The organism is Neofamilia massiliensis, assembly GCF_001299475.1.
Classification (GTDB): Bacteria; Bacillota; Clostridia; order Tissierellales; family Peptoniphilaceae; genus Neofamilia; species Neofamilia massiliensis.
On the sequence record NZ_CYUJ01000003.1, the window covers coordinates 432,942 to 452,482 of the forward strand.

21 protein-coding genes and 1 other annotated feature are annotated in these 19,541 nt (G+C 34.4%); of the genes, 6 read left to right on the forward strand and 15 right to left on the reverse strand.

Going from position 1 to position 19,541, the window contains the following annotated elements; all coding sequences use genetic code 11:
- Window positions 1-29: 29 nt before the first annotated feature.
- From BN2667_RS06570 to BN2667_RS06580, 3 genes are all read left to right on the forward strand, one after another.
- Window positions 30-833, forward strand: coding sequence for an NAD(+)/NADH kinase (locus BN2667_RS06570; protein ID WP_054252534.1), 804 nt, complete (start codon window positions 30-32; stop codon window positions 831-833).
- A gap of 136 nt (window positions 834-969) precedes the next feature.
- Entirely contained in the window at window positions 970-1,227 is a 258-nt protein-coding gene (locus tag BN2667_RS06575; RefSeq protein WP_054252535.1) for an AbrB/MazE/SpoVT family DNA-binding domain-containing protein, read from the forward strand.
- Window positions 1,227-1,493, forward strand: a complete 267-nt coding sequence (locus tag BN2667_RS06580) for a type II toxin-antitoxin system RelE/ParE family toxin (RefSeq protein ID WP_054252536.1) — start codon at window positions 1,227-1,229, stop codon at window positions 1,491-1,493. Before BN2667_RS06575 ends, BN2667_RS06580 begins: the two co-directional genes overlap by 1 nt.
- A gap of 38 nt (window positions 1,494-1,531) precedes the next feature.
- Here BN2667_RS06580 and BN2667_RS06585 read toward each other — a convergent pair whose 3' ends face one another.
- From BN2667_RS06585 to BN2667_RS06595, 3 genes are read right to left on the reverse strand one after another with little or no spacing between them, the layout of a single operon-like run.
- Window positions 1,532-2,929 (reverse strand): peptidoglycan D,D-transpeptidase FtsI family protein, encoded by a 1,398-nt coding sequence (locus BN2667_RS06585; protein WP_054252537.1) that lies wholly within the window; start codon window positions 2,927-2,929, stop codon window positions 1,532-1,534.
- Window positions 2,922-4,184 carry an FtsW/RodA/SpoVE family cell cycle protein gene (locus BN2667_RS06590; protein ID WP_054252538.1) on the reverse strand — a complete coding sequence of 421 codons (1,263 nt, stop codon included), beginning with the start codon at window positions 4,182-4,184 and terminating at the stop codon, window positions 2,922-2,924. The genes BN2667_RS06585 and BN2667_RS06590 overlap by 8 nt, the downstream gene beginning before the upstream one ends.
- A gap of 7 nt (window positions 4,185-4,191) precedes the next feature.
- A complete protein-coding gene (locus BN2667_RS06595; protein WP_054252539.1) occupies window positions 4,192-4,626 on the reverse strand; it encodes an FHA domain-containing protein in 435 nt (144 codons plus the stop codon).
- Window positions 4,627-4,726: 100 nt separating this feature from the next.
- Here BN2667_RS06595 and BN2667_RS06600 point away from each other — a divergent pair, with 100 nt between their 5' ends.
- On the forward strand, window positions 4,727-5,335 hold the full coding sequence (locus BN2667_RS06600; protein WP_054252540.1) for a regulatory protein RecX: 609 nt from the start codon (window positions 4,727-4,729) through the stop codon (window positions 5,333-5,335).
- Window positions 5,328-5,600 (forward strand): GIY-YIG nuclease family protein, encoded by a 273-nt coding sequence (locus BN2667_RS06605; protein WP_054252541.1) that lies wholly within the window; start codon window positions 5,328-5,330, stop codon window positions 5,598-5,600. Before BN2667_RS06600 ends, BN2667_RS06605 begins: the two co-directional genes overlap by 8 nt.
- Before the next feature lie 204 nt (window positions 5,601-5,804).
- Here the strand turns inward: BN2667_RS06605 and tnpA are convergent, their stop codons facing one another.
- From tnpA to serS, 11 genes are all read right to left on the reverse strand, one after another.
- Complete coding sequence (tnpA, locus tag BN2667_RS06610; protein WP_154865172.1) at window positions 5,805-6,194, reverse strand: IS200/IS605 family transposase; 390 nt, start codon at window positions 6,192-6,194, stop codon at window positions 5,805-5,807.
- A gap of 279 nt (window positions 6,195-6,473) precedes the next feature.
- Window positions 6,474-7,697 (reverse strand): IS110 family RNA-guided transposase, encoded by a 1,224-nt coding sequence (locus BN2667_RS06615; protein WP_054252543.1) that lies wholly within the window; start codon window positions 7,695-7,697, stop codon window positions 6,474-6,476.
- A 413-nt stretch (window positions 7,698-8,110) separates the two neighbouring features.
- Window positions 8,111-8,578, reverse strand: coding sequence for a DIP1984 family protein (locus BN2667_RS06620; RefSeq protein ID WP_054252544.1), 468 nt, complete (start codon window positions 8,576-8,578; stop codon window positions 8,111-8,113).
- Window positions 8,579-8,735: 157 nt separating this feature from the next.
- Window positions 8,736-9,500, reverse strand: coding sequence for an ABC transporter permease (locus BN2667_RS06625; protein ID WP_054252545.1), 765 nt, complete (start codon window positions 9,498-9,500; stop codon window positions 8,736-8,738).
- On the reverse strand, window positions 9,493-10,185 hold the full coding sequence (locus BN2667_RS06630) for an ATP-binding cassette domain-containing protein (protein WP_054252546.1): 693 nt from the start codon (window positions 10,183-10,185) through the stop codon (window positions 9,493-9,495). Before BN2667_RS06630 ends, BN2667_RS06625 begins: the two co-directional genes overlap by 8 nt.
- A 116-nt stretch (window positions 10,186-10,301) precedes the next feature.
- Window positions 10,302-10,646 carry a hypothetical protein gene (locus BN2667_RS06635; RefSeq protein ID WP_054252547.1) on the reverse strand — a complete coding sequence of 115 codons (345 nt, stop codon included), beginning with the start codon at window positions 10,644-10,646 and terminating at the stop codon, window positions 10,302-10,304.
- Window positions 10,647-10,694: 48 nt separating this feature from the next.
- A complete protein-coding gene (locus BN2667_RS06640) occupies window positions 10,695-12,095 on the reverse strand; it encodes a hypothetical protein (RefSeq protein WP_054252548.1) in 1,401 nt (466 codons plus the stop codon).
- The gene (locus tag BN2667_RS06645) at window positions 12,095-13,519 is read right to left on the reverse strand and encodes a sensor histidine kinase (RefSeq protein ID WP_054252549.1); all 1,425 of its coding nucleotides are present in this window, start codon (window positions 13,517-13,519) and stop codon (window positions 12,095-12,097) included. The genes BN2667_RS06640 and BN2667_RS06645 overlap by 1 nt, the downstream gene beginning before the upstream one ends.
- Window positions 13,520-13,524: 5 nt before the next feature.
- Window positions 13,525-14,211: a response regulator transcription factor gene (locus BN2667_RS06650; RefSeq protein WP_054252550.1), complete on the reverse strand. Its 687-nt coding sequence runs from the start codon at window positions 14,209-14,211 to the stop codon at window positions 13,525-13,527.
- A complete protein-coding gene (locus tag BN2667_RS06655; protein WP_054252551.1) occupies window positions 14,211-15,164 on the reverse strand; it encodes a polysaccharide deacetylase family protein in 954 nt (317 codons plus the stop codon). Before BN2667_RS06655 ends, BN2667_RS06650 begins: the two co-directional genes overlap by 1 nt.
- Before the next feature lie 115 nt (window positions 15,165-15,279).
- Window positions 15,280-16,566, reverse strand: a complete 1,287-nt coding sequence (gene serS, locus BN2667_RS06660) for a serine--tRNA ligase (RefSeq protein WP_054252552.1) — start codon at window positions 16,564-16,566, stop codon at window positions 15,280-15,282.
- A 40-nt stretch (window positions 16,567-16,606) separates the two neighbouring features.
- Window positions 16,607-16,771, reverse strand: a binding site (T-box leader).
- A gap of 113 nt (window positions 16,772-16,884) precedes the next feature.
- Between serS and coaBC the strand changes: the two genes are divergently transcribed.
- Complete coding sequence (gene coaBC, locus BN2667_RS06665; RefSeq protein WP_054252553.1) at window positions 16,885-18,084, forward strand: bifunctional phosphopantothenoylcysteine decarboxylase/phosphopantothenate--cysteine ligase CoaBC; 1,200 nt, start codon at window positions 16,885-16,887, stop codon at window positions 18,082-18,084.
- 42 nt (window positions 18,085-18,126) lie between these two features.
- Here the strand turns inward: coaBC and BN2667_RS06670 are convergent, their stop codons facing one another.
- Entirely contained in the window at window positions 18,127-19,452 is a 1,326-nt protein-coding gene (locus tag BN2667_RS06670; RefSeq protein WP_054252554.1) for an MATE family efflux transporter, read from the reverse strand.
- Window positions 19,453-19,541: the final 89 nt, after the last annotated feature.

Consider the following 19,541-nt stretch of genomic DNA (forward strand, 5'->3'; position numbering starts at 1 on the left):
AACTATAGATTAAGAAAGGTAAAAACTTAATGAAGAGAAAATTAATTAATATAGTTGCCAATACAAATTTCGAAACACGAAAAGTCAGGCAAGATTTAGAAGACAAATTAATAAAAAGAGACTATAAAATCTCTAAGACCTTTGACCACGAGGCAGAACTTACTATTTCTATTGGAGGCGACGGGGCTTTTTTAAAGGCCATCCACAATAACCGCTTTCCAAGAATGCCAATAGTTGGAATTAATACTGGCACCCTAGGCTTCTTCCAAGAAATTTCTCCTGAAGAAATTGATGAGTTTCTAGACCTTTATGAAAATAGAGACTATTACGAAGAACAATCTTATATGCTTAGGGCAGATGTCTATACAAAAAATAGAAAGTTTACCCTTCACGCCATTAACGAAGTTATTTTAAAGGGTAAGGACTCAAAGATAATTCAAATGGCTGTTGAAATTGATGAGAACCATTTACAAAACTTTGCTGGAGATGGAATTATGGTTTCAACTCCAATTGGATCAACTGCCTATAACTTTTCCCTAGGTGGAGCCATAGTCTATTCGACTTTAGAGTCCCTGCAAATGACTCCAATCGCCCCACTAAATTCAAGGGCCTACAGGTCATTAAAGTCTCCAATAATAGTTCCAGGGCAAACAAAAATTTCCCTAAAGCCAACTTCTAGATATAGAAATGGCAGCCTCTTTGTTGTAGATGGCAGCGAAAAAGAATTTTGGGATCTTTTGCGAGTTGACATCACCATGTCTAACAAGTACATTAGGCGCCTGGTCTTTAAAAAAGATTTTTACTGGCACAACTTAAAAGATAAATTTCTATAAGAAAAAACCTATCAAAGCAAGGACGATCTTGCTGAGATAGGTTTTGTTTTAATTTTAAGAATCTATTTGACTTTTCTCTTTTGAAAAAATATAATTTAGTTAGAAAGTATGATTTTCTAACTAAGGAGGCTTTATTATGTTAGTTGAATTAAAATCAAAATCTCAAGTGACTATTCCAAAAGAAATAGTAAAGACTATGAACTTGAAACAAGGCAGCCAATTTGAAATAAGTGAAGACCAAGGAAAAATTGTCCTTGTTCCAGTAACAATTTATCCTGACCATGTTATTAAAAATTTAAAGGCTGAAGTTAATGAAATTAAAGAGTCAATAAAAAATGGAAAACAACCAGTTTTTGATTCTCTTGATGTCCTTTTTGAAGACTTGGACAAGTAATGGCTTATAAAATTACTTATTCTAAAGCTTTTAAAAAACATTATAAGAGCCTATCTGATTCAGAAAAGAAACAAACTAAGAATAAAATAAAATTTTTTGTAGAAGATCCTAGACACCCTTCCTTGCGAACTAAAAAAATTCAAGGAGCTGATGGTATATGGGAATCTTCTATTAATATGGACATTAGAATAATTTGGTTTTATGAAGGCGATGACTTAATTTTTCTCTTAGACATTGGCCATCATAAAATCCTAGATAAATTTTAAATCTCCCCTGTTAAATTAACAGAGGAGATTTTTTTATTTTATATATTATTTAAAATTGAAATCATTAGGTCTCTGGCTATTGGGGCTGCAACTTTTCCTCCTGAGCCACCTTGTTCAACTATAACGGCAATTGCAACTTGGGGATTTTCTGCTGGGGCAAAACCTATATACCAGGCGTGGGTGTTTTCAGTTTCGTTTTCAGCTGTTCCAGTTTTTGATGCAACTTGAACACTTTTTATCGCTGCATTTCTACCAGTTCCCTCGTTGGTTGTTTTCACCATTAGGTCCTTAATTTCTCTAGCGACTTCTGGGTCCATGGCCTTAGAAAGTTCTTTCTTTTCCAAATCCTTAACTAAGTCGCCATCAGAATTTCTAATTTCCTTAACTACATGAGGTTCCATAATTATTCCGTCGTTTGCTACTGCTGCTGCCGTCAAAGCCATTTCCATAGGCGTTGCTAAAACCCTACCTTGGCCAATGGCTGATGCAGAAACTTGGTTAATATTTGTTGTAGAGTTGTAGTTTAGTGTAGACTTAGACACCTTTAGTTCAAAGGGAAGGTCTTTTTCAAACATAAACTTTCCAGCAACACTGGCAAATTTAGTCATGCCTACATCTTGGATCTTCTTTACGAAATAAGTGTTTAAAGAAGAAGTAAAGGCCTTGTCTAAAGAAATTTTTCCGTATTTTTTTTCTGTTGCGTCCTTGTATTCATAGCCATCAATTATTTGGCTGCCTGTGTGGTCGTAGTCAAGGTCAATGCCCTGGTCTAAAATTGCTGCAGTTGAAATGACCTTCATTACAGATCCAGGTGGATATAGGCCGTTAATGGCCCTGTTAAATAAAACTGAATCAGGGTTTTGGCTAATTTCTTCCCAGTTTTCTTGGACCTTATTCACATCAAAGGTGGGTTTTGAAACCAGACAATAAATTTCTCCAGTTGTTGGATTTAAGGCCACAACTGCTCCCTTGTTTTCTCCAAGTAGGTCTGAAGCCTTTTTTTGAATTTTAGAATCAATAGTCAACTTAATTGAATTTCCAACTGATTCTTTTTCAAAATATTTTTTAACAGCTTCAACAATGCCTGCTTTATTTTGGTTGGTAAGATAGGTATCCATAGAAAGTTCAAGACCCGATTTTCCAAGATTTGGATAAGTGTAGCCAATTATGTGAGAATAAAGTTCAGGATATAAATAATCTCTCTTTATTCCATCTTCTGTCTTTGTATTTTGAACCAAGGCTAAATTGTTTCTGTCATAAAATTCTCCGCGAATTACATTTTCAGCTTCTAATCTGTTTCTCTTATTTTGGGCTGATGTCCTATAGGCCTCGCCTTGGAAGACCATAAAATAAGAAATATAAACTGTTAGGCCAATTAATAAAATTACTATGCCACTTAGGAGAATTAAAATTCTTCGTCTTTCTCTATCACTCATAGGCTGGCTCCGATTCTATAGGCTTGTGCTTTAGTTCCTCTGAACAAACCTGCAAAATTCCCAGGGCTATAAAGGATGTAAACATAGATGTCCCTCCATAGGAAATAAATGGCGTCGTTATCCCTGTCATAGGAATAAATTTAGTAACTCCACCTATGGCCAAAAATGTTTGGATGCCAAAGGAAATGGCTATGCCAATGGCTAAAATCCTGTAGAAGGGATGCCTTTGAACAAGAGCAACCTTAAAGGCCCTGTAAACTAAAATTAAAAACATCATAATAACTCCAATGCCAGTTAAAACTCCTAGCTCTTCACAAATTGCTGCAAAGATAAAGTCTGAAGACACAACTGGAATAAGTTTTGGATAACCTAGGCCTAGGCCCACTCCAGTAAAACCTCCAGATGAAATTGCAAAGAGGGATTGGAGAATTTGGCCCCCTGCTTCAGACCAAGGATCTAGCCAAATATTAAATCTCTTTCTAACGTGGGCAAATTTAAAATACCCCAGGCTAACTGCTAAAACCGTAAGGACAATAGAAAAGAAAATTAATCCCCTCTTGTCCTCATAAATAAATTGGATACCCATAAAGATAGCCAAAAACATTACAGCAGTTCCCAGGTCCTTTTGTAAAAATAAAAATCCAATAAAGAGATAAACTATGCCCATCATAATAACAGATGAGTATTTTACATTTTCATAGTACTTCTTGTTGTAATAAAATGAGGCAATAATAAAAATAAGGGCTAGCTTTATAAACTCAGCAGGCTGGAAGGAAAATCCACTGCCTGGACTGCCGTCGCCGCCAATTATAATCCAGTTTTTAGATCCATTGTAGACCTTACCAAAGACCATAGTCGCTAGGAAAAGTCCCAAAGACAAAAGAATAAGCGGCGTCATTAGCTTGTCCCAAATATCTACATACTTAATTAAAAAATAGGTAGCAAAAAATCCCCCTATGGAAATAAGGGCCCAAACCAAGTGTTTAATGCCTAGACTTTGGTCTATGGAGAAATTCATAATAGCTCCAATAGAAACTAGCATGGACACAATCATAAATATATAGCTGTCACCTGAAGTTACTTTTTCTAAAAGAATATTTGAAATATAAAGTAGGGCTATTAAGGCTGAAGCATATATGCCCATTGCCTTTGATGCCTCCTCGTCCTTGTAGAACATTAAAAGACCAATAGCCAATATATCAAATAACAAAAGTAAATTTCTAGGTTTTCTAAGTTTAGTAATTCTCGTTAGCATAATTATCCTATCTATTTACAAACATAAATTGAACTTTTCCCACAGAAATTAAATCTCCGTCAACAATTTCCACAACATTGTTTTCAATGTCATTGCCATTTAAAAAAGTTCCATTTGCAGATCCTAAGTCTTCTAAATAATAATAGCCATCTGCTAAAAATATTTTCATGTGGCTTTTAGAAACAACCCTGTCCTTAATAAAGACGTCATTTCTAGACCCTCTGCCAACTGTTATCTCGCCAACAATTGGATAGTACTCTTGCATTTTAAAATCAAGTTGGTCTAGCCTGTTAATGACCTTTAAATAAGCCACATCAGTTTTTGGCGTCATTGAAACTGACGACCTTATGTCTAGATAAATTAGTCTAATAATATTTAAAATAAATAAGTATATGATTACAATGAATACATACCTAAGTACTAATGATAAAATCTCAAACATACTTGCCTCCATTATAGGTCTATTTTATCATATTTGCCCATTAAAATAAATATTTGTATATATTCTTAGCTTTATGATAAACTAACTTTGTGAGGTTGATATGAAAATTACAAAAGTAGTCCAACAAAAAAACGATAAAAATAGATTTTCTCTCTTTTCAGGAGATGAATACGTCGGCTCAGCTACAGCAGAAAACCTAAGCCCCTACGGCTATGGCGAATTTGAAATATCTGATGCAGACTTTAAAAAGCTAATGGACCAAGACGACTTAGAAAAAGCTACAAACAAGTGCATTAGATACCTGGCCCGAGCTATGAAGACAAAAAAAGAAATTATAGACTATCTCTACAAAAACAAGGTCCCAGTAGAAATCCACGATCTAATTATTGAAAGACTAGAAGACCTTGGACTTATAGATGATAAAAGATATTTAGAAATGTACTTAGACGAAAGATTTAACTACTCAACTGACGGGTCTTTGAAAATAAAAAACAAGCTCTTTCTCAAGGGCTTTTCATCAGCTGAAGTTGATCCCTATCTAGAAGAATACAGAGACAAGGAAGAAGAAAACCTAAAAGACCTAATGGCAGCAACTAAAAAGACATCCCGAGGCAAGGACAAAAACAAAATGATCAGATACCTCATGAACAAGGGCTATCCCTATCCAATGATTTCCGACCTAATAGGAGCCTACTTTACAGATGACTAAATCTTCCTACTATGTTTACATCTTAAAATGTTCAGACGACAGTCTCTACACAGGAATCACTACAGACTTAGACCAGAGAATTGAGACCCACAATAAAAAACAAGGTGCCAAGTACACCAGAGGAAGAACTCCAGTTACTTTAGTTTACTGCGAAGAAGGCCACGACAAGTCTTCTGCCTTAAAAAGAGAAATTCAAATAAAAAAATTAAGTCGCAAACAAAAAGAAAAACTTATAAAAAATACAGTTCATAAATTAACGCCCTAGAAAATTCTAAGGGCCTTTTTTATGTCTTGCAAAATAATCATCCCCCGGCGTAGCCGGGGGTTTTTCTAATGCGGCCCAAAGGGCCTGTATTACCAGCCACGCCTCAATGGCGTTGGTTAGTTCGCCACTTGCAACTTCTACTTGCTACCCTTTAAAAGGGTCAACTACATCAAATGTTAGTTGTTCGCTTAACTGATCTTGTTTTTATTGGTTTTGGATATATTCTTGGATTGCTTTTGCATTTTTACCTGCTGTGTCTACATAATATCCTCTACACCAAAATTGTCTTCCTCTGTATTTATATTTTAAATTTCCCCATCTTTCATATATCATTATGCTACTCTTTCCTTTTAAAAATCCCATAAAACTTGATACTGATAGTTTTGGTGGTATTTCTACTAACATATGAATATGATCTGGGCATACTTCCGCTTCTATTATGTTTACTTCTTTCAAACTACATAATTCTCGAAGTATTTGTCCTATTTCTAATCTTTTGCTTCCGTAAAATTCTTTTCTCCTATATTTTGGTGCAAATACTATATGGTATTTACAGTTCCATTTTGTATGTGATAAACTATGTTTGTCATTTATTGATGACATTTTCTTACCTCCTTGATATTTTTTATTGCAGTTGGCGAACTACAATTTAATTATATATCATAGGAGGTTTTTTGTTGGTTTTTCATCGCTAAAGCTATACTGAACCCCCAGTCTAACTGGGGGTTTTCTTCTTACAATAAAAACCTGCTAACAAAAGTCAAGCATAACCTGAATTTATTTTCAGGTTATTTTTATTTTCCTGATTTATTAATTTTGATCATTACAATTAAGCCGACTGTTTTTCGGCTTAGTAACATATTATTTTTATTTCTAAGCTACTTTTAATTCTGTTTTACAGGCTTTTGACTTCATAACTCTTGCATAGTAGATTCTTAAGAATTTGTTTAAGCCGGCAAATTTGCAAACTTTTTTTGCTTTTCCTTCTTTTTCTTTTTTTATCATGTAGTTATATATTTCATTTTCTGGATTTTTTGCACTCATCATACATTTCATTGCTTGGTAGCCTACTTTTCTTAGTATTGCGTTCCCTCTTTTACTTATTTTTCTTTGGTCTGCTTTAAAGTTTCCTGATTCATATGGGGGTGAATCTATCCCCATGAAGGATATTAGACTTTTTTTGTTTTTAAATTTTGATAGATTTCCAAATTCTGCTACTATTTGTACTGCTAATTTGTCTGATATACCTGAGAATTTTTTTGCTTCTTGATATTCTTCTAAGGGCTCGGATATTTCTATCATTTGTGATAAAATATTATTTAGAATCTGATTTATTTGCTTTATCAGATTTATTCCTTCTCTGATATTCGTTTCTATTTTTGAGTTATGGGAAGGTTGGGTTGAGATACTGTCCTCTGCTAATTTGTAAATGGCTTTTGCTTTGTTTACAGTTGGATGGTATCTCTTTTCTTTTGCCCATGTTTTATATTCTTCTACAAATTCTTCTTCTGTTTTTTCTAATATTAGGTCTTTATGCCACCATTTTTCTAAAAAGTCTAATAGTTTATCTTTTGAAAAGTCTCCTGATCCATGGGGGATTAGTTTTTTTATTCCTGGAAATGTTTGATGTACTGTTTGGTCTACGAAGTTCATTTGGTTGATTCTTAGATCCATGTAATGTTGGTAGTTTCTATTTAATTCTTTTAAGACTCTGTAGTTTTCTTCATCTACTTTGTAGTCTTCTAATTCTTTCCAATACATTATTCCATATTCTGCTATTTGCCTTGCGTCTATGTTGTCGTTTTTTGCTTTTCTAAAGTTTAAGGCTCGGCAAAATTGTTTCATTTTTAATGGATTTATTACTGTTACAAAGTATCCTCTATCTTTTAATTCATAAAGTATTGGTAGATGATATTTTCCTGTGGCTTCCATTGTTATTTTTACTTCTTCTTTTATTTTTTCTAGTTTCGCTAGAAATTCTTCTACTTTTGTTTTGTTTAGTGAAACATCAAATGGTTTCCAAATTATTTTACTTCCTTGTTCTAATGCACAAACTGTAAATTTTTCTTTTGATATGTCTATACCTACAGATATCATGTTTTGCCTTCTTTCTTTTTTCTTTTGTAGTTTCTACCTGCACCATTACACTCATTTTAGCTTGTGACACGGACGTTTTGCCCAACCTGCTTAACCGAATATGAATAATGAAGAGGTAGTTGACAGTTTTTATTTCGGATGTTTAAACCCTAAAACAGCCTCGTCATACTACTTCTTCATTATACAAAAATAGTGCAAGATAGGAACTACTTCCTTTCTTACACTATTTATGGTACTAAAAGAGGCCCGAAGGCCTCAATCCCCAATCCCACCCTGCCAAATCAATAGATGGTAATAAAAATAAGATTAAATCTTAAATCTTAATAAGAATACTAACATTAACCTCTTCGAAGTATCGTTCGATCTGTTTATATTAGTGTTTTTCTATTCGCCTTTGGCTAACCTAAAATTCTTTATAAATCTACCAGCCAATTAGTTCTTTGGATGGCTATATCTAAATTTCTTGCCTCCTTAGAAAGCTTGTCTGCCTTGGTCTGAAGGACTTTTGAATCTACAGTTGCAATAAACTTAATTTCTGACTTGCTATAACGATTTTGTGGAGTTGCACTTTCTGCCAGGTCCCTTAGCTTAGAAGCTAAAGAAACTAGCCCTTCCTTTTTTGCTAGAGCCTCTTGAATTGTTATGTCCAAGGGATTTCCATCTTCATCAACTAGCTGTGACTGGCTGTTGGCCTTGTGGATTTTAGCTGTAAGTTCAACTAAAGATTTGTTGGCCTCTTCCAGTGACTTAATTAATTTTTCTGGGTCCTCTTGAGCCACTTCCCCTTCTTGGACCAAAAGATTATTTCTGGCCCTATTATAAAAGTTATAAATCTTCTCTTCTAAATCTGCCTTAGTTATAAGTCCTTCTGCTATTTTCATAAGAGTCCTCCCTTGTATTTTTTTATATTCTATCACATAGGCTAATTTATAAATTACAATTCTGTTTCAAATTTTTTCAAGGACAATTTTAATCTTTAAATAAAATAACCACCCTTAGTTTTTCTACTAAGGATGGTTTTAAAGTAAAAAATTATTTTTAATAAAGTAAAAGTATGCCACTTTTCTTGGCTGCTTTTAAGCACTTTCTAAAGACGAATATTCCAAGACCTAACCAAAGAATTGAAAATATAATTAATTCTATAAGCTCACTAGAATAAGCCATTCCTGCCATATAAAGTCTACTTACATTATTTGCCATAGTCAAAGGAATAAACCTAGACACCTTTAAAATTGCAGAAGATGTAGGAATTGTATCAGTGATAAATAACAAAAGCATTTGTAAAACTAAGACTACTGCTCCAACTTTTTTAAAGTAAAGGCTTAGGCCAGATATTATTAAACCCATACCAAACATTCCAAGAGCGCAAATTAAAATTATTAGAATAAAGAAAAGTGAAAAGTACAAGTCTATTGTAAAAATAACTTTCGCCAAAAGGCTAATTATAATAATCACTAAACTTTGAACAAGGAGAGATGAAATAAATTCTCCTAAAACTATTAGCTCTATTGGATAGGCTGAGTGCATTAAATAAGGCAGGGTCCCAATTTTTGCTTCAGAATTTAAAAATGTCGACAAACTTGAAATGGCAGTTATGGAAATCATCCACAAAAAGTAACCAATAAGAAGCAGGCTTTTGTAGGACTCCATGCCATATTTTTCTCCTAGCGACTGGCCAGTATTTGAAAATAAAAATATTAATAAAAGGACAGTCATTACTACAATGTCTGAAATAAAAGAAAATTTGTAACGAAAGGTAGATTTTAAATCCATTTTAATTTTCCAAAACAAGGTCTTAAACATGGCTTCTTCCTCCCTTAAATATCTCTGAGTAGTTCTCCTTTAAAGTAAGAGAAGGATTTCCACTTATAAAGCTTCCTTCTTTGAGATAATAAATCATCTGACACATCTCTTCTACAAAGGAATAGTCGTGAGAAACTATAATAACTATCTTGTCCCTATGGACAGATAAAATTAGCTCCTTTAATATGTTTATATTTTCCATATCCAAACCCTCTGTAGCCTCGTCTAAAATTAGAACCTTGGCTTCAGAAACTAGGGAAACAAAAATTGCAACCATGCGCTTTTGCCCATGAGACAGAGTTTCGCAAAGTTTATTTTTTATTTCATCATAGAAATAAAAGATTTTCCTGTACTTGTCTATGTTTTTTGCAATTTCTTCTTCACTTAGACCCTTTAAAATTGAAAAGAAATAGACATTTTCCTCTACTGTGTTTTTCATATAGAGGTTTTTATCTCCACCTTGAACTAGGCTAAAATCTTTAATGCTAAGGCCATCAGTTAAAATAATTTCCCCAGCCTTTGGAGTTAAAAAATCCATAAGTAAATTAATAAAAGTAGTCTTGCCCCTACCATTTGGAGCTAAAATCCCATAAATTTCTCCCTCCTTAAAAGAAGCAGAAAGATTCTTTATAATTGTAGGCCCCTTTAAGTAATTATAAGTTAAATCTTGAATCTTAATTTCCATTATTCGCCTCCTTGAGTTTATAAATATTTAATTTTAAAAACAAAAATTTCCTTCATCTACTACTATATCATAAAAAAACAAATCCACTAAAAAAACTGACCTCTAGGGTCAGTCTTTTAGTATTCATCATAAACTATATCTTCTTTTTTCGGCTGCTTCTTAACTTTAAAAATCACTCCTAAGATAAGGCCGAAGCAAAGGCCGATTATGCCTAGGCCTATTAAAAGGCAGGCCATTACTATATCGTCTATATAGGCCTTGTCTGTTAGTTTTGGAATTACTCCTACAAACATTACTATGCCTACTATTAAAACTATAAGTCCTGGTAAATATTTTGGAAATCTTATTCGCTCTGTGAAGAAATGAACAGCAAAAACTACTACCATCATTGCAAGCACGGCAAATAATATCATTGTCAAATATTCATTATTGCTTTGGATTAATTCTCTAATTTTGTCCATTTTTCACCTCTTAAAGATAATTATACAATAATTCTTTTTTTATAACAACTATTTCAAATTATCTTTTAGTTCATAGGCCTTTAGTAGGTCTAGGTCGCCTTCTTCTAACATAGTTATTGAAACTAAAGCATAAGGGCCTTCTATTTTCTTCTCTAGGGCCTTTTCGTATTTTCTACTAGCCTGGTCAATTTTATATAGCTGGAAGGAATCTTTAAAGAGTAAAATTCCATAGTCATTTGACGGTGTTGGCACTGCGTCTTCAACACTTGTAAAAATTTTCGCTAGGTTTTGCAAATCAAACCTTTGGTAGCCTTGGTCTGCAAAGGTAAATCTAGACGAAACTATATAGTCCCTGTTCATTTTCTTGCCATTAATTATATAGGGAATCCTGCCCTTTAAAACTGTCAGTCCATTTTCCCTGCCTAAGGCAATGTTATAAATTGATTCTTGAAAGGTTGCATTTGATCCTAGGGATATAATTCCATCTAAGACCTTGTCATAGGAATACTGGGCTATGTCGTCAATTTTAATTTGGTTAAATCCAAGCTTAGAGCTAGTTGAATATGTGGCCCAGGTGTTTAGATTTTGGCCTGGATTTATATATTCAAGTGAAATATACTTGTCTGATAAAAATACTATCCTAAAAAAGTTTTCGATTTTCTCTTCTCTAGCATTGTTTATAGGTACTTCCTTGTCGTTTAAACAGAGCAGGTACTTGTCTTGGCCGTTTTCTCCGACTTTTTTTACACTTATCAGGTCTAAGGAGTCGGCATTTTTTACTAAGAGGCCGTCTACAAACTTAGTTGACAATTTTCCGTCCTTGGAAATAAAAACTAAACTGCCATAAGTTGAACTACTTGAGTTTATACTTCCGCTATTTTCTAAAGTTTGAAGTCTTAGGCCTAGGGCCACTGCCCAAGTGTTAGATGCCTGGTAGACCTTTTCTTCTTCAGAGTAGTGATTTTTTAGCTCTTCTATTTCTTCCTTAGATAATTTATTAGAAACTCTTTTGATTTCTAAAAGATTGTTAGAAATATTTATAACCATCCTGTCCTTTTCCAAGGCTATTAGTTCTGCTATTAGCTGGCCTTCTTTTATTATTTCAATTACAGATATTTCTTTTTCATTTAGGCTGCTCTTTACTGAAGGACTTATATTTCTAGAGTAGAGATACTTGTCTAAGTCTACTCTTATGACTTCGAAGTCAGGATTTAAATAAATATTGTCCTTGCTGGCAAAGAGATTTATGTCCAGGTGAAATAAGTCTCCTGGCTTAAAGTTTGTCTTGTTGTCGTCTAAGGATTTTATAAATTCCCAAGATCCATTAACTGGTGCCACTTCTAAACTTGGTTTGTGGGTCCTATTTATTTCTGTGTAGTTTTCAGACTGACAGGAAGTTACAAGTAAGACTAAGAAAAATACTACTAAGATTTTAAAATGTCTTTTCACTAAATCCCTCCTGTATCTTTTTTCTCTACAATATTTGCTTCAATAGTTATAGTAATTTTTGTTCCCTGGCCTAGACTTGATTCTATATCTAAGTTACCACCGTGTAGGTTTACAATTTCATCAGATATAGAAAGTCCTAGTCCTGTGTGGCTTTTTCCTAAGGCGCCTTTAAAGAATTTTTCTTTTACCCTCTTTATATTTTTTTCGTCAATGCCAATGCCTGTGTCTTCTATTATAAAGATCAGTTCATCTGCCTTAGTCCTTCTGCCACAAATTGAAATTAGTCCAGGGTCTTCAGTAAACTTAATGGCATTGTCTAAGACATTTATAAAGACTTGCTTTAGTCTGTCTCTATCTACAACCATTAATCCAAGGTTGTCCCCAAAGTCTGTTAAAAACATATGGCCAGATGCTAGGACCCTTGGCTTCATTTGCTTGACAATTTCTTCTAAGAAAAAGCTGACGTCAACTTCTTCTTTTTTAAGGCTAATCTTTCCTGAGGTAAATCTTGAAAAGTCTAAAAGCTCTTCAACCATATCTGACAGTCTGTCTGCTTCTTTTACAATGATTTCCAGTCCTTCGTCTCTAAGTTTTGGGTCAATTTTTTCTGAATTTAAAATAGTCAGAGCCCAACCCTCTATTGAAGTTAGTGGAGTCCTAAGTTCGTGACTGACAGAGGAGATAAAGTCGTTTTTCAGCTGGTCTCTCTTTATTAATTCTTCTGCCATATAATTTATTGAATTTGCAACTTGTTCAATTTCGTCATTGGAATCTATAGTCGACCTTACATTAAACTGGCCGTCGGCAATTTTTACTGCAACGTCATTTAAACTTTTTAGTGGAGTTACAATATTTTTTGCCATATACCTAGAGATTAATAGGGCAATTGAAATTGTTAAAATACCAAGACCAATAAAATAAGTAATGTATTTGATCTTAAGGCTGTTAAGTTTGTTTAGGGAAATTATCATCCTAAGGGTACCGATATTTTCGTTAGTTGAGTTAATTATTGGAGCAGACATAGCCATAACTTGATCGTCAGAGTAGTCGACCTTGCCTCTCCAAACACCTCTTTGGCCGTTTTTTGCCATAGTAATATCTGGATAGACAATTTTTTCCGTATAAAAAACACCTAGAGAGTCAAAAATAACATAGCCGTCTTGGTTAATAATTTGGACCTGGGCGTTGTTGTCGTTAAAGTACTGCCTAAAAGACGGATCTAGGATGTCCATTATGTCTAGGGATTCTGTACGAAAGACTATAGAGTTCATAGCATAGTCTAAGTTGTCTGTCATAATCCTTTCCATATTCTGATATGAAATTTTACTGGTGGCAAAAATTACAAAGGCCTCTAAAAGAATTACTACTAGGGCAATAACTGCAGTAAAACTTTTAAAGAGCCTTTTTTGTATAGAGTTTTTCATTTATTTTATGGTTCCCAAATATAGCCTACACCCCAAACTGTTTTTATATAGGCTGGTTTTGATGAATCAGCTTCGATCTTCGTCCTGAGTCTTCTAATATTTACATCTACAATTTTTGAATCGCCAATAAAGTCTTCGCCCCAAACCCTGTCTAAAATTTCGTCTCTAGAAATAGCTTCTCTTTGGTTTTCTAAAAATAAAACCATAACAGCATATTCAGTTGGAGTCAGGTCGATTTCCTTGCCGTCTTTATAAAACTTTCTTGATGCCTTGTCTAATTTAAATTGTCCAACTTCAAGTACCTTGTCATCTGAAGGTTCGTTAATGTTTCTCAGCCTTCTTTCTAAGGACTTGATTCTAAGAGTTAGCTCCCTTGGATTAAAGGGCTTAGAAATATAGTCATCTGATCCAGCTTCAAGACCTTCGATTTTGTCTATGTCTTGGTTTTTAGCTGTAACCATAATAATACCAACTTCTCTTTCCATAGCCCTTAACTGCCTACAAACTTCAAAACCGTCAATGCCTGGAAGCATAACATCTAAAAGGACAATATCGGGATTTTCATTTTTTGCAAGGTCTATTCCTTCCTCGCCGCTGGCAGCTTCTAAAACCTCAAAGCCTTCCATTTCTAAATTTATTTTTTCAAACTTTCTTATAGTTTCTTCGTCTTCAACTATTAATATCTTTGTCATTATACTTCTCCTAGACTTTTAAATTCAAAGCCTTCATCTTTTAGATCTCTTATAATTTGTCTCAAAGAACTTACAGTATTGGTCTTAGCATTGGTGTCGTGCATTAGAGATAAAATTACATTGTAACCCTTCCTAGTTGAGTCAAACTTGTTAACTAGGTAGTCAACAGATGGATTAGCTCCTTCAGCATCTCCATTTAATACATTCCAATCAAAGTAAATGTAGCCCATGGATTCAACTTTTTCTACAAAGGCCTCCTTGTTCTTTCTCCAAGATCCACCTGGAAACCTATAGAGATTTGTAGAAAAGTTTTCACCTAAAACACTTTTTAGACTTTCTGCTGCCTTATTAATATCTGCTTCCAAGGCCTCTGGGCTGGAATAAATATTTTTATAGTCGTGTGAATAGGTGTGAATTGCAACTGTATGGCCTTCATCATAAACCCTTTTTAAAACATCTGGAAAATTAAGGGCATTTTTTCCTACTACAAAAAACGTGGCCTTGACATCTTCTTCTTTTAGAATATCTAAAATCGCCTCAGTAGACTTTGAAGATGGTCCGTCATCAAAGGTTAGGAAAACTTGTTTTTTCAAATAAGCCTGCTTGGCCCCCTTGCCCATAGAGTTTAGCTTCATTTTTTCTAGCCTGTACTTAGATAGGTCTTCTAGCTCAGCAGCTTTTTCATAGCTAGCAAAAGCTATTTCCTTGTTGATATTTTCAACTGTAGAATTTTCTAAAATCCTTATGGCATTTCTCTCATTTTTACTTAAATTTTCATTGTCCTTGTCGATATAAGTTGAAACATTGTGGTCCTCTATTTTTGGTTTAGCAATAGCAGTTCCAAGTTTCTTAAAAAGACTAACGATTACAGCAATTAAAAGTATTAAAATCAAAAGAGCCAAAAGTCTTCTTATCATATAAACTTGTTTTTTGTTTTTTCTCTTTCTTTCCATAATTCACCTCAACTAATACTATCTATAGTATATACTAATTTTAGCTTAAAATCCTTACAAACTGTTAACAAGTTTAAAAAAAGACCTCCAAGTTTTCTTGAAGGTCAAAAGTGTTTTATTTGTTTGGATAAAGGACTTCCTTGCCACCCATATAAGGTTGTAAAACTTTTGGAATTCTAATTGAGCCGTCAGCTTGGACCATATTTTCTAAAAAGGCAATTAGGGCCCTTGGAGTTGCAACAACTGTGTTGTTTAAAGTGTGGGCAAAGTAATTTCCCTTTTCTCCCCTAACTCTAATACCCAGTCTCCTAGCTTGGGCATCGCCTAAGTTTGAACAAGATCCAACTTCAAAGTATTTCTTTTGTCTTGGTGACCAGGCTTCAACGTCAACTGATTTTACCTTTAAGTCTGCCAGGTCTCCAGAACAACATTCTAAGGTCCTAACAGGAATTTCTAAGGACACAAAGTAGTCTACAGAATTTTGCCAAAGTTCGTCATAAAAGGCCATTGAATCTTCTGGCTTGCAGATAATTACCATTTCTTGTTTTTCAAATTGGTGGACCCTATAAACTCCTCTTTCTTCAATGCCGTGGGCTCCAACTTCCTTTCTAAAACAAGGTGAATAAGAAGTCATCTTTAGAGGCAGGGCATCTTCGTCAGTAATTGAATTAATAAACTTTCCAATCATTGAGTGTTCAGAAGTTCCAATTAAATACAGGTCTTCTCCTTCGATTTTGTACATCATATCTTCCATTTCATTAAAGGACATAACTCCAGTAACAACATCAGCACGAATCATAAATGGTGGGATATTATAGCTATAACCTCTGTCTATCATAAAATCTCTGGCATAAGAAGTTAAGGCTGAGTGAATTCTAGCTACGTCTCCTTGGAGATAATAAAAACCATGGCCTGATGTAGATCTTGAAGAATCTAGGTCAACACCATTAATTGATTCCATAATGTCAATGTGGTGGGGAATTTCAAAATCTGGAACAAGAGGCTCGCCGTATTTTTTTACTTCAACATTTTCGCTGTCGTCTTTGCCTATTGGAACTGATGGGTCGATAATGTTTGGAATTACAACCATAATGTCCCTGATTTTCTTTTCAAGGTCAACTTCGTCAGCTTCAATTTTTTCTAGGTCACTATTAATTTCCACAACTTTTTTCTTGCACTCTTCAGCTAGGTCAATTTCCTTTTTAGCCATATGGCCGCCGATTTCTTTGGAGATCCTATTTCTGTCTCCACGAAGTTTATCAGCTAGTGTTTTCTTATCTCTAAATTCTTGGTCTAATTTTAAAACTTCGTCAACAAGTGGAAGCTTTTCGTCTTGAAATTTTTTCTTAATATTTTCCTTAACCAAGTTTGCATTTTCTCTAATTAATCTAATGTCTATCATCTTATCCTCCGAATTTTTAATACAAAAAAACCTCATCCCACCAAGGGACGAGATTACCCGCGTTGCCACCCTACTTAGTCTAAAAGACTCTCTTAATAATACACTTGCTCCAAGGTGGATTCAAAATCTTCCCCTACTGGCTTTTCACCAACTGCCAGCTCTCTATAAGCTTCCAATTTTTACTAGTCCTTGTCATCGCAATATTTAACTGTCTTTAAGTATAGCAAAGAAGAAAAATTTTTTCAAGTAAATTTATAGCTTAGCTCAGCCTTTAATGTGGTATGATATATTTAAGTTGAAGAAAAAGGAGAGATTTTTTTGGATCTAAAAGATAAAAAAATTGTCCTAGGAGTTACTGGTGGCATTGCTGCCTATAAGGCTCCAGGAATTTGTTCCCTACTTAGAAAAGCTGGAGCCAAGGTAAAGGTTGTAATGACTCAGGCTGCAACAGAATTTATAAGTCCCCTAACCTTTAGGACAATGACAGATAATTTAGTTTATACAGAAATGTTTAATGATCATCCAGTTGTGGCAGAAGTAGACCACATTGAACTGGCAAAATGGGCAGATATAATTGTCATCGCCCCAGCATCGGGAAATACTATTGCAAAAATTGCCTATGGCATAGCCGACAACCTGCTTACTTCAATGATGCTGGCCTACAGGTGTCCAGTTATTATTGTTCCAGCTATGAACACCTACATGCTAAATAATCCTGCAACTAGACAAAACTTGCAGACTTTAAGAGATAGAGGCATGATTGTCTTAGGCACTCACATAGATTTACTGGCCTGCAATGACGTTGGTGATGGAAAAATGTTAGAGCCTTATGAAATTGTAGATGAAATTGACACAGCCTTGAGAGTCAAAGACCTGGCAGGGAAAAAGTTTTTAATTTCAGCAGGTCCAACAATTGAAGCCATTGACCCAGTAAGGTATTTGACCAACCACTCGTCAGGAAAAATGGGCTATGAACTTGCAAGAGAAGCTTATAAAAGAGGAGCTGAAGTTACTTTAGTCTCTGGACCAACAGCCCTCCAGCCACCAAAGGTAAGTAAATTAATAAATATAAAATCAACCCAAGACCTCTTCGATGCAGTTAATGAAAACTTTGACCAGACAGATGTCCTAATAATGGCCGCTGCCCCAGCTGACTTTAAACCAAAAGATAAGTCTTCCCAAAAAATTAAAAAAGAAGAAAAAGATGAGATGACCTTAAATCTTGCACCAAACCCTGACGTTTTAAAAACCATGGGTCAGAAAAAGAAAGGCCAAGTCCTAGTTGGCTTTGCTGCCGAATCTGAAAACGAACTAGTCTACGGCCAGAAAAAAATCCAGAAAAAAAACCTAGACATGATTGTAATAAACAATATAACCGCCAAGGACGCAGGTTTTAAAACTGACACCAACAAGGTCTTTATAGTTGACAGAGATTTAAAAGTAGAAGACTTAAAGTTAATGACAAAGACAGATCTTGCCAATGTCATCTTAGATAGGACCTTAGAAAAACTTAAATAAAATTTCGCAAAAAATTAGTACCCTTGTCCAGGGTACTTTTTTTTATTCTCCTAAGTCATAAATTTTCTTTAGTTTACTTGCTCTAAATAAATAAATTCCAATTAGCAGAGTTAAAAATTCTGCAACAATAAAGGAAGCCCAAATTCCATTCATTCCAAAAAGATCGCCCATAATAATTACCAGTGGCAGAGAAAGTACTATGCCCCTTAAAACTGTAATTATAAAAGACTTTCTTAGCTCTTCTACTGCTGCTAAAATCGTAATTAAAACCATATTTATACCAGCAAATAAAAAGCCAGCAAAATAAATTCTAACTCCCTTGTAGGCCAAATCATAAACTTCAGCCCCGCCCTTTAATAAGAAAATACTTACAAGTTGGTCAGTAAAGAAAAACGAAAGGCCATAAATTACAACAGTTCCTAAAAGCGAATAGTAAATAGAATATTTAATTAGAGAATTAATACTTGCAAAATCCTTGCGGCCATAATTTTCTGAAATAAGCGGCTGGGTTCCATAGGAAATTCCCTTAAAGACTGCCACAAACATATAATTTAGGTTGGCAATAATACCATAGGCAGCAACTCCAGGATTTCCTTCAGTTTTTAAAATAATAAAGTTAAAGCTAGTAATTAAAATCGCCACACAAATATCTACAATAAAAGTTGGAAGACCAAAGTTTATTAGGTCCTTTATATGAAATAAACTAACTTTTTCATCAAAGTAGAAAAACTTCTTCTTGTCCCTTAAATAAGCACTAATAATAAGTGTACAAGAAAACACTGAAGCAATTCCAGTTGCTAAAGCTGCTCCAAAAATTCCCCATTCAAAGTATCTTAAGAAGACATAGTCTAAGATAATATTTAAAAGCGATGCAGAAATCATTGCAGCCATAGCTAGTTTTGGCCTGCCGTCATTTCTAATAAAAACTGTTATCAGGTGGTTGGACATATAAGAGGGAGCGAAAAACATAACCACCTTCATATAGGTTCTAGTTACCTCTAAGGTTTCTTCATTGGCACCAAAGGCTAGGGCCAAATCATTTGCAAAAAATAAACCTAAGAAAAATATTAAAGCTATAAAGAGGTTTATCTTAAGGGCAGCAGAAAAAACCCTATAAGCATCTTCATCCCGCCCCAAGGACTTGTGCATGGCAAACCTTGACGCTCCACCAACTCCAATGGCAAGGGCAAAGGCCGTCATTAAATTAAACATTGGCAGGGTCAAATTAACAGCAATTAGACCCTTGGCTCCAATAAAAAACGCAATAAAAAAGGCATCTGCTACAACATAAAGAGAGGTACCTAACATGCCTAATATATTTAAAGATGTATATCTTAAAAATTTTGAAAATAAAGTTTCTTTTTCCAATTTTCTTCACCACCAATATTCTATATGAATTTGCTATTTTTCGCAAGGAAAAAGCTACAAGTTTTTTACAACCTGTAGCTTAAAATTTC

Bases quoted from the DNA above. Each gene is read 5' to 3' on its own strand.
- BN2667_RS06570 (WP_054252534.1), top strand. From the start codon at position 30: ATGAAGAGAAAATTAATTAATATAGTTGCCAATACAAATTTCGAAACA.
- BN2667_RS06575 (WP_054252535.1), top strand. From the start codon at position 970: ATGTTAGTTGAATTAAAATCAAAATCTCAAGTGACTATTCCAAAAGAA.
- BN2667_RS06580 (WP_054252536.1), top strand. From the start codon at position 1,227: ATGGCTTATAAAATTACTTATTCTAAAGCTTTTAAAAAACATTATAAG.
- BN2667_RS06585 (WP_054252537.1), bottom strand. From the start codon at position 2,929: ATGAGTGATAGAGAAAGACGAAGAATTTTAATTCTCCTAAGTGGCATA.
- BN2667_RS06590 (WP_054252538.1), bottom strand. From the start codon at position 4,184: ATGCTAACGAGAATTACTAAACTTAGAAAACCTAGAAATTTACTTTTG.
- BN2667_RS06595 (WP_054252539.1), bottom strand. From the start codon at position 4,626: ATGTTTGAGATTTTATCATTAGTACTTAGGTATGTATTCATTGTAATC.
- BN2667_RS06600 (WP_054252540.1), top strand. From the start codon at position 4,727: ATGAAAATTACAAAAGTAGTCCAACAAAAAAACGATAAAAATAGATTT.
- BN2667_RS06605 (WP_054252541.1), top strand. From the start codon at position 5,328: ATGACTAAATCTTCCTACTATGTTTACATCTTAAAATGTTCAGACGAC.
- BN2667_RS06615 (WP_054252543.1), bottom strand. From the start codon at position 7,697: ATGATATCTGTAGGTATAGACATATCAAAAGAAAAATTTACAGTTTGT.
- BN2667_RS06620 (WP_054252544.1), bottom strand. From the start codon at position 8,578: ATGAAAATAGCAGAAGGACTTATAACTAAGGCAGATTTAGAAGAGAAG.
- BN2667_RS06625 (WP_054252545.1), bottom strand. From the start codon at position 9,500: ATGTTTAAGACCTTGTTTTGGAAAATTAAAATGGATTTAAAATCTACC.
- BN2667_RS06630 (WP_054252546.1), bottom strand. From the start codon at position 10,185: ATGGAAATTAAGATTCAAGATTTAACTTATAATTACTTAAAGGGGCCT.
- BN2667_RS06635 (WP_054252547.1), bottom strand. From the start codon at position 10,646: ATGGACAAAATTAGAGAATTAATCCAAAGCAATAATGAATATTTGACA.
- BN2667_RS06645 (WP_054252549.1), bottom strand. From the start codon at position 13,519: ATGAAAAACTCTATACAAAAAAGGCTCTTTAAAAGTTTTACTGCAGTT.
- BN2667_RS06650 (WP_054252550.1), bottom strand. From the start codon at position 14,211: ATGACAAAGATATTAATAGTTGAAGACGAAGAAACTATAAGAAAGTTT.
- BN2667_RS06655 (WP_054252551.1), bottom strand. From the start codon at position 15,164: ATGGAAAGAAAGAGAAAAAACAAAAAACAAGTTTATATGATAAGAAGA.
- serS (WP_054252552.1), bottom strand. From the start codon at position 16,566: ATGATAGACATTAGATTAATTAGAGAAAATGCAAACTTGGTTAAGGAA.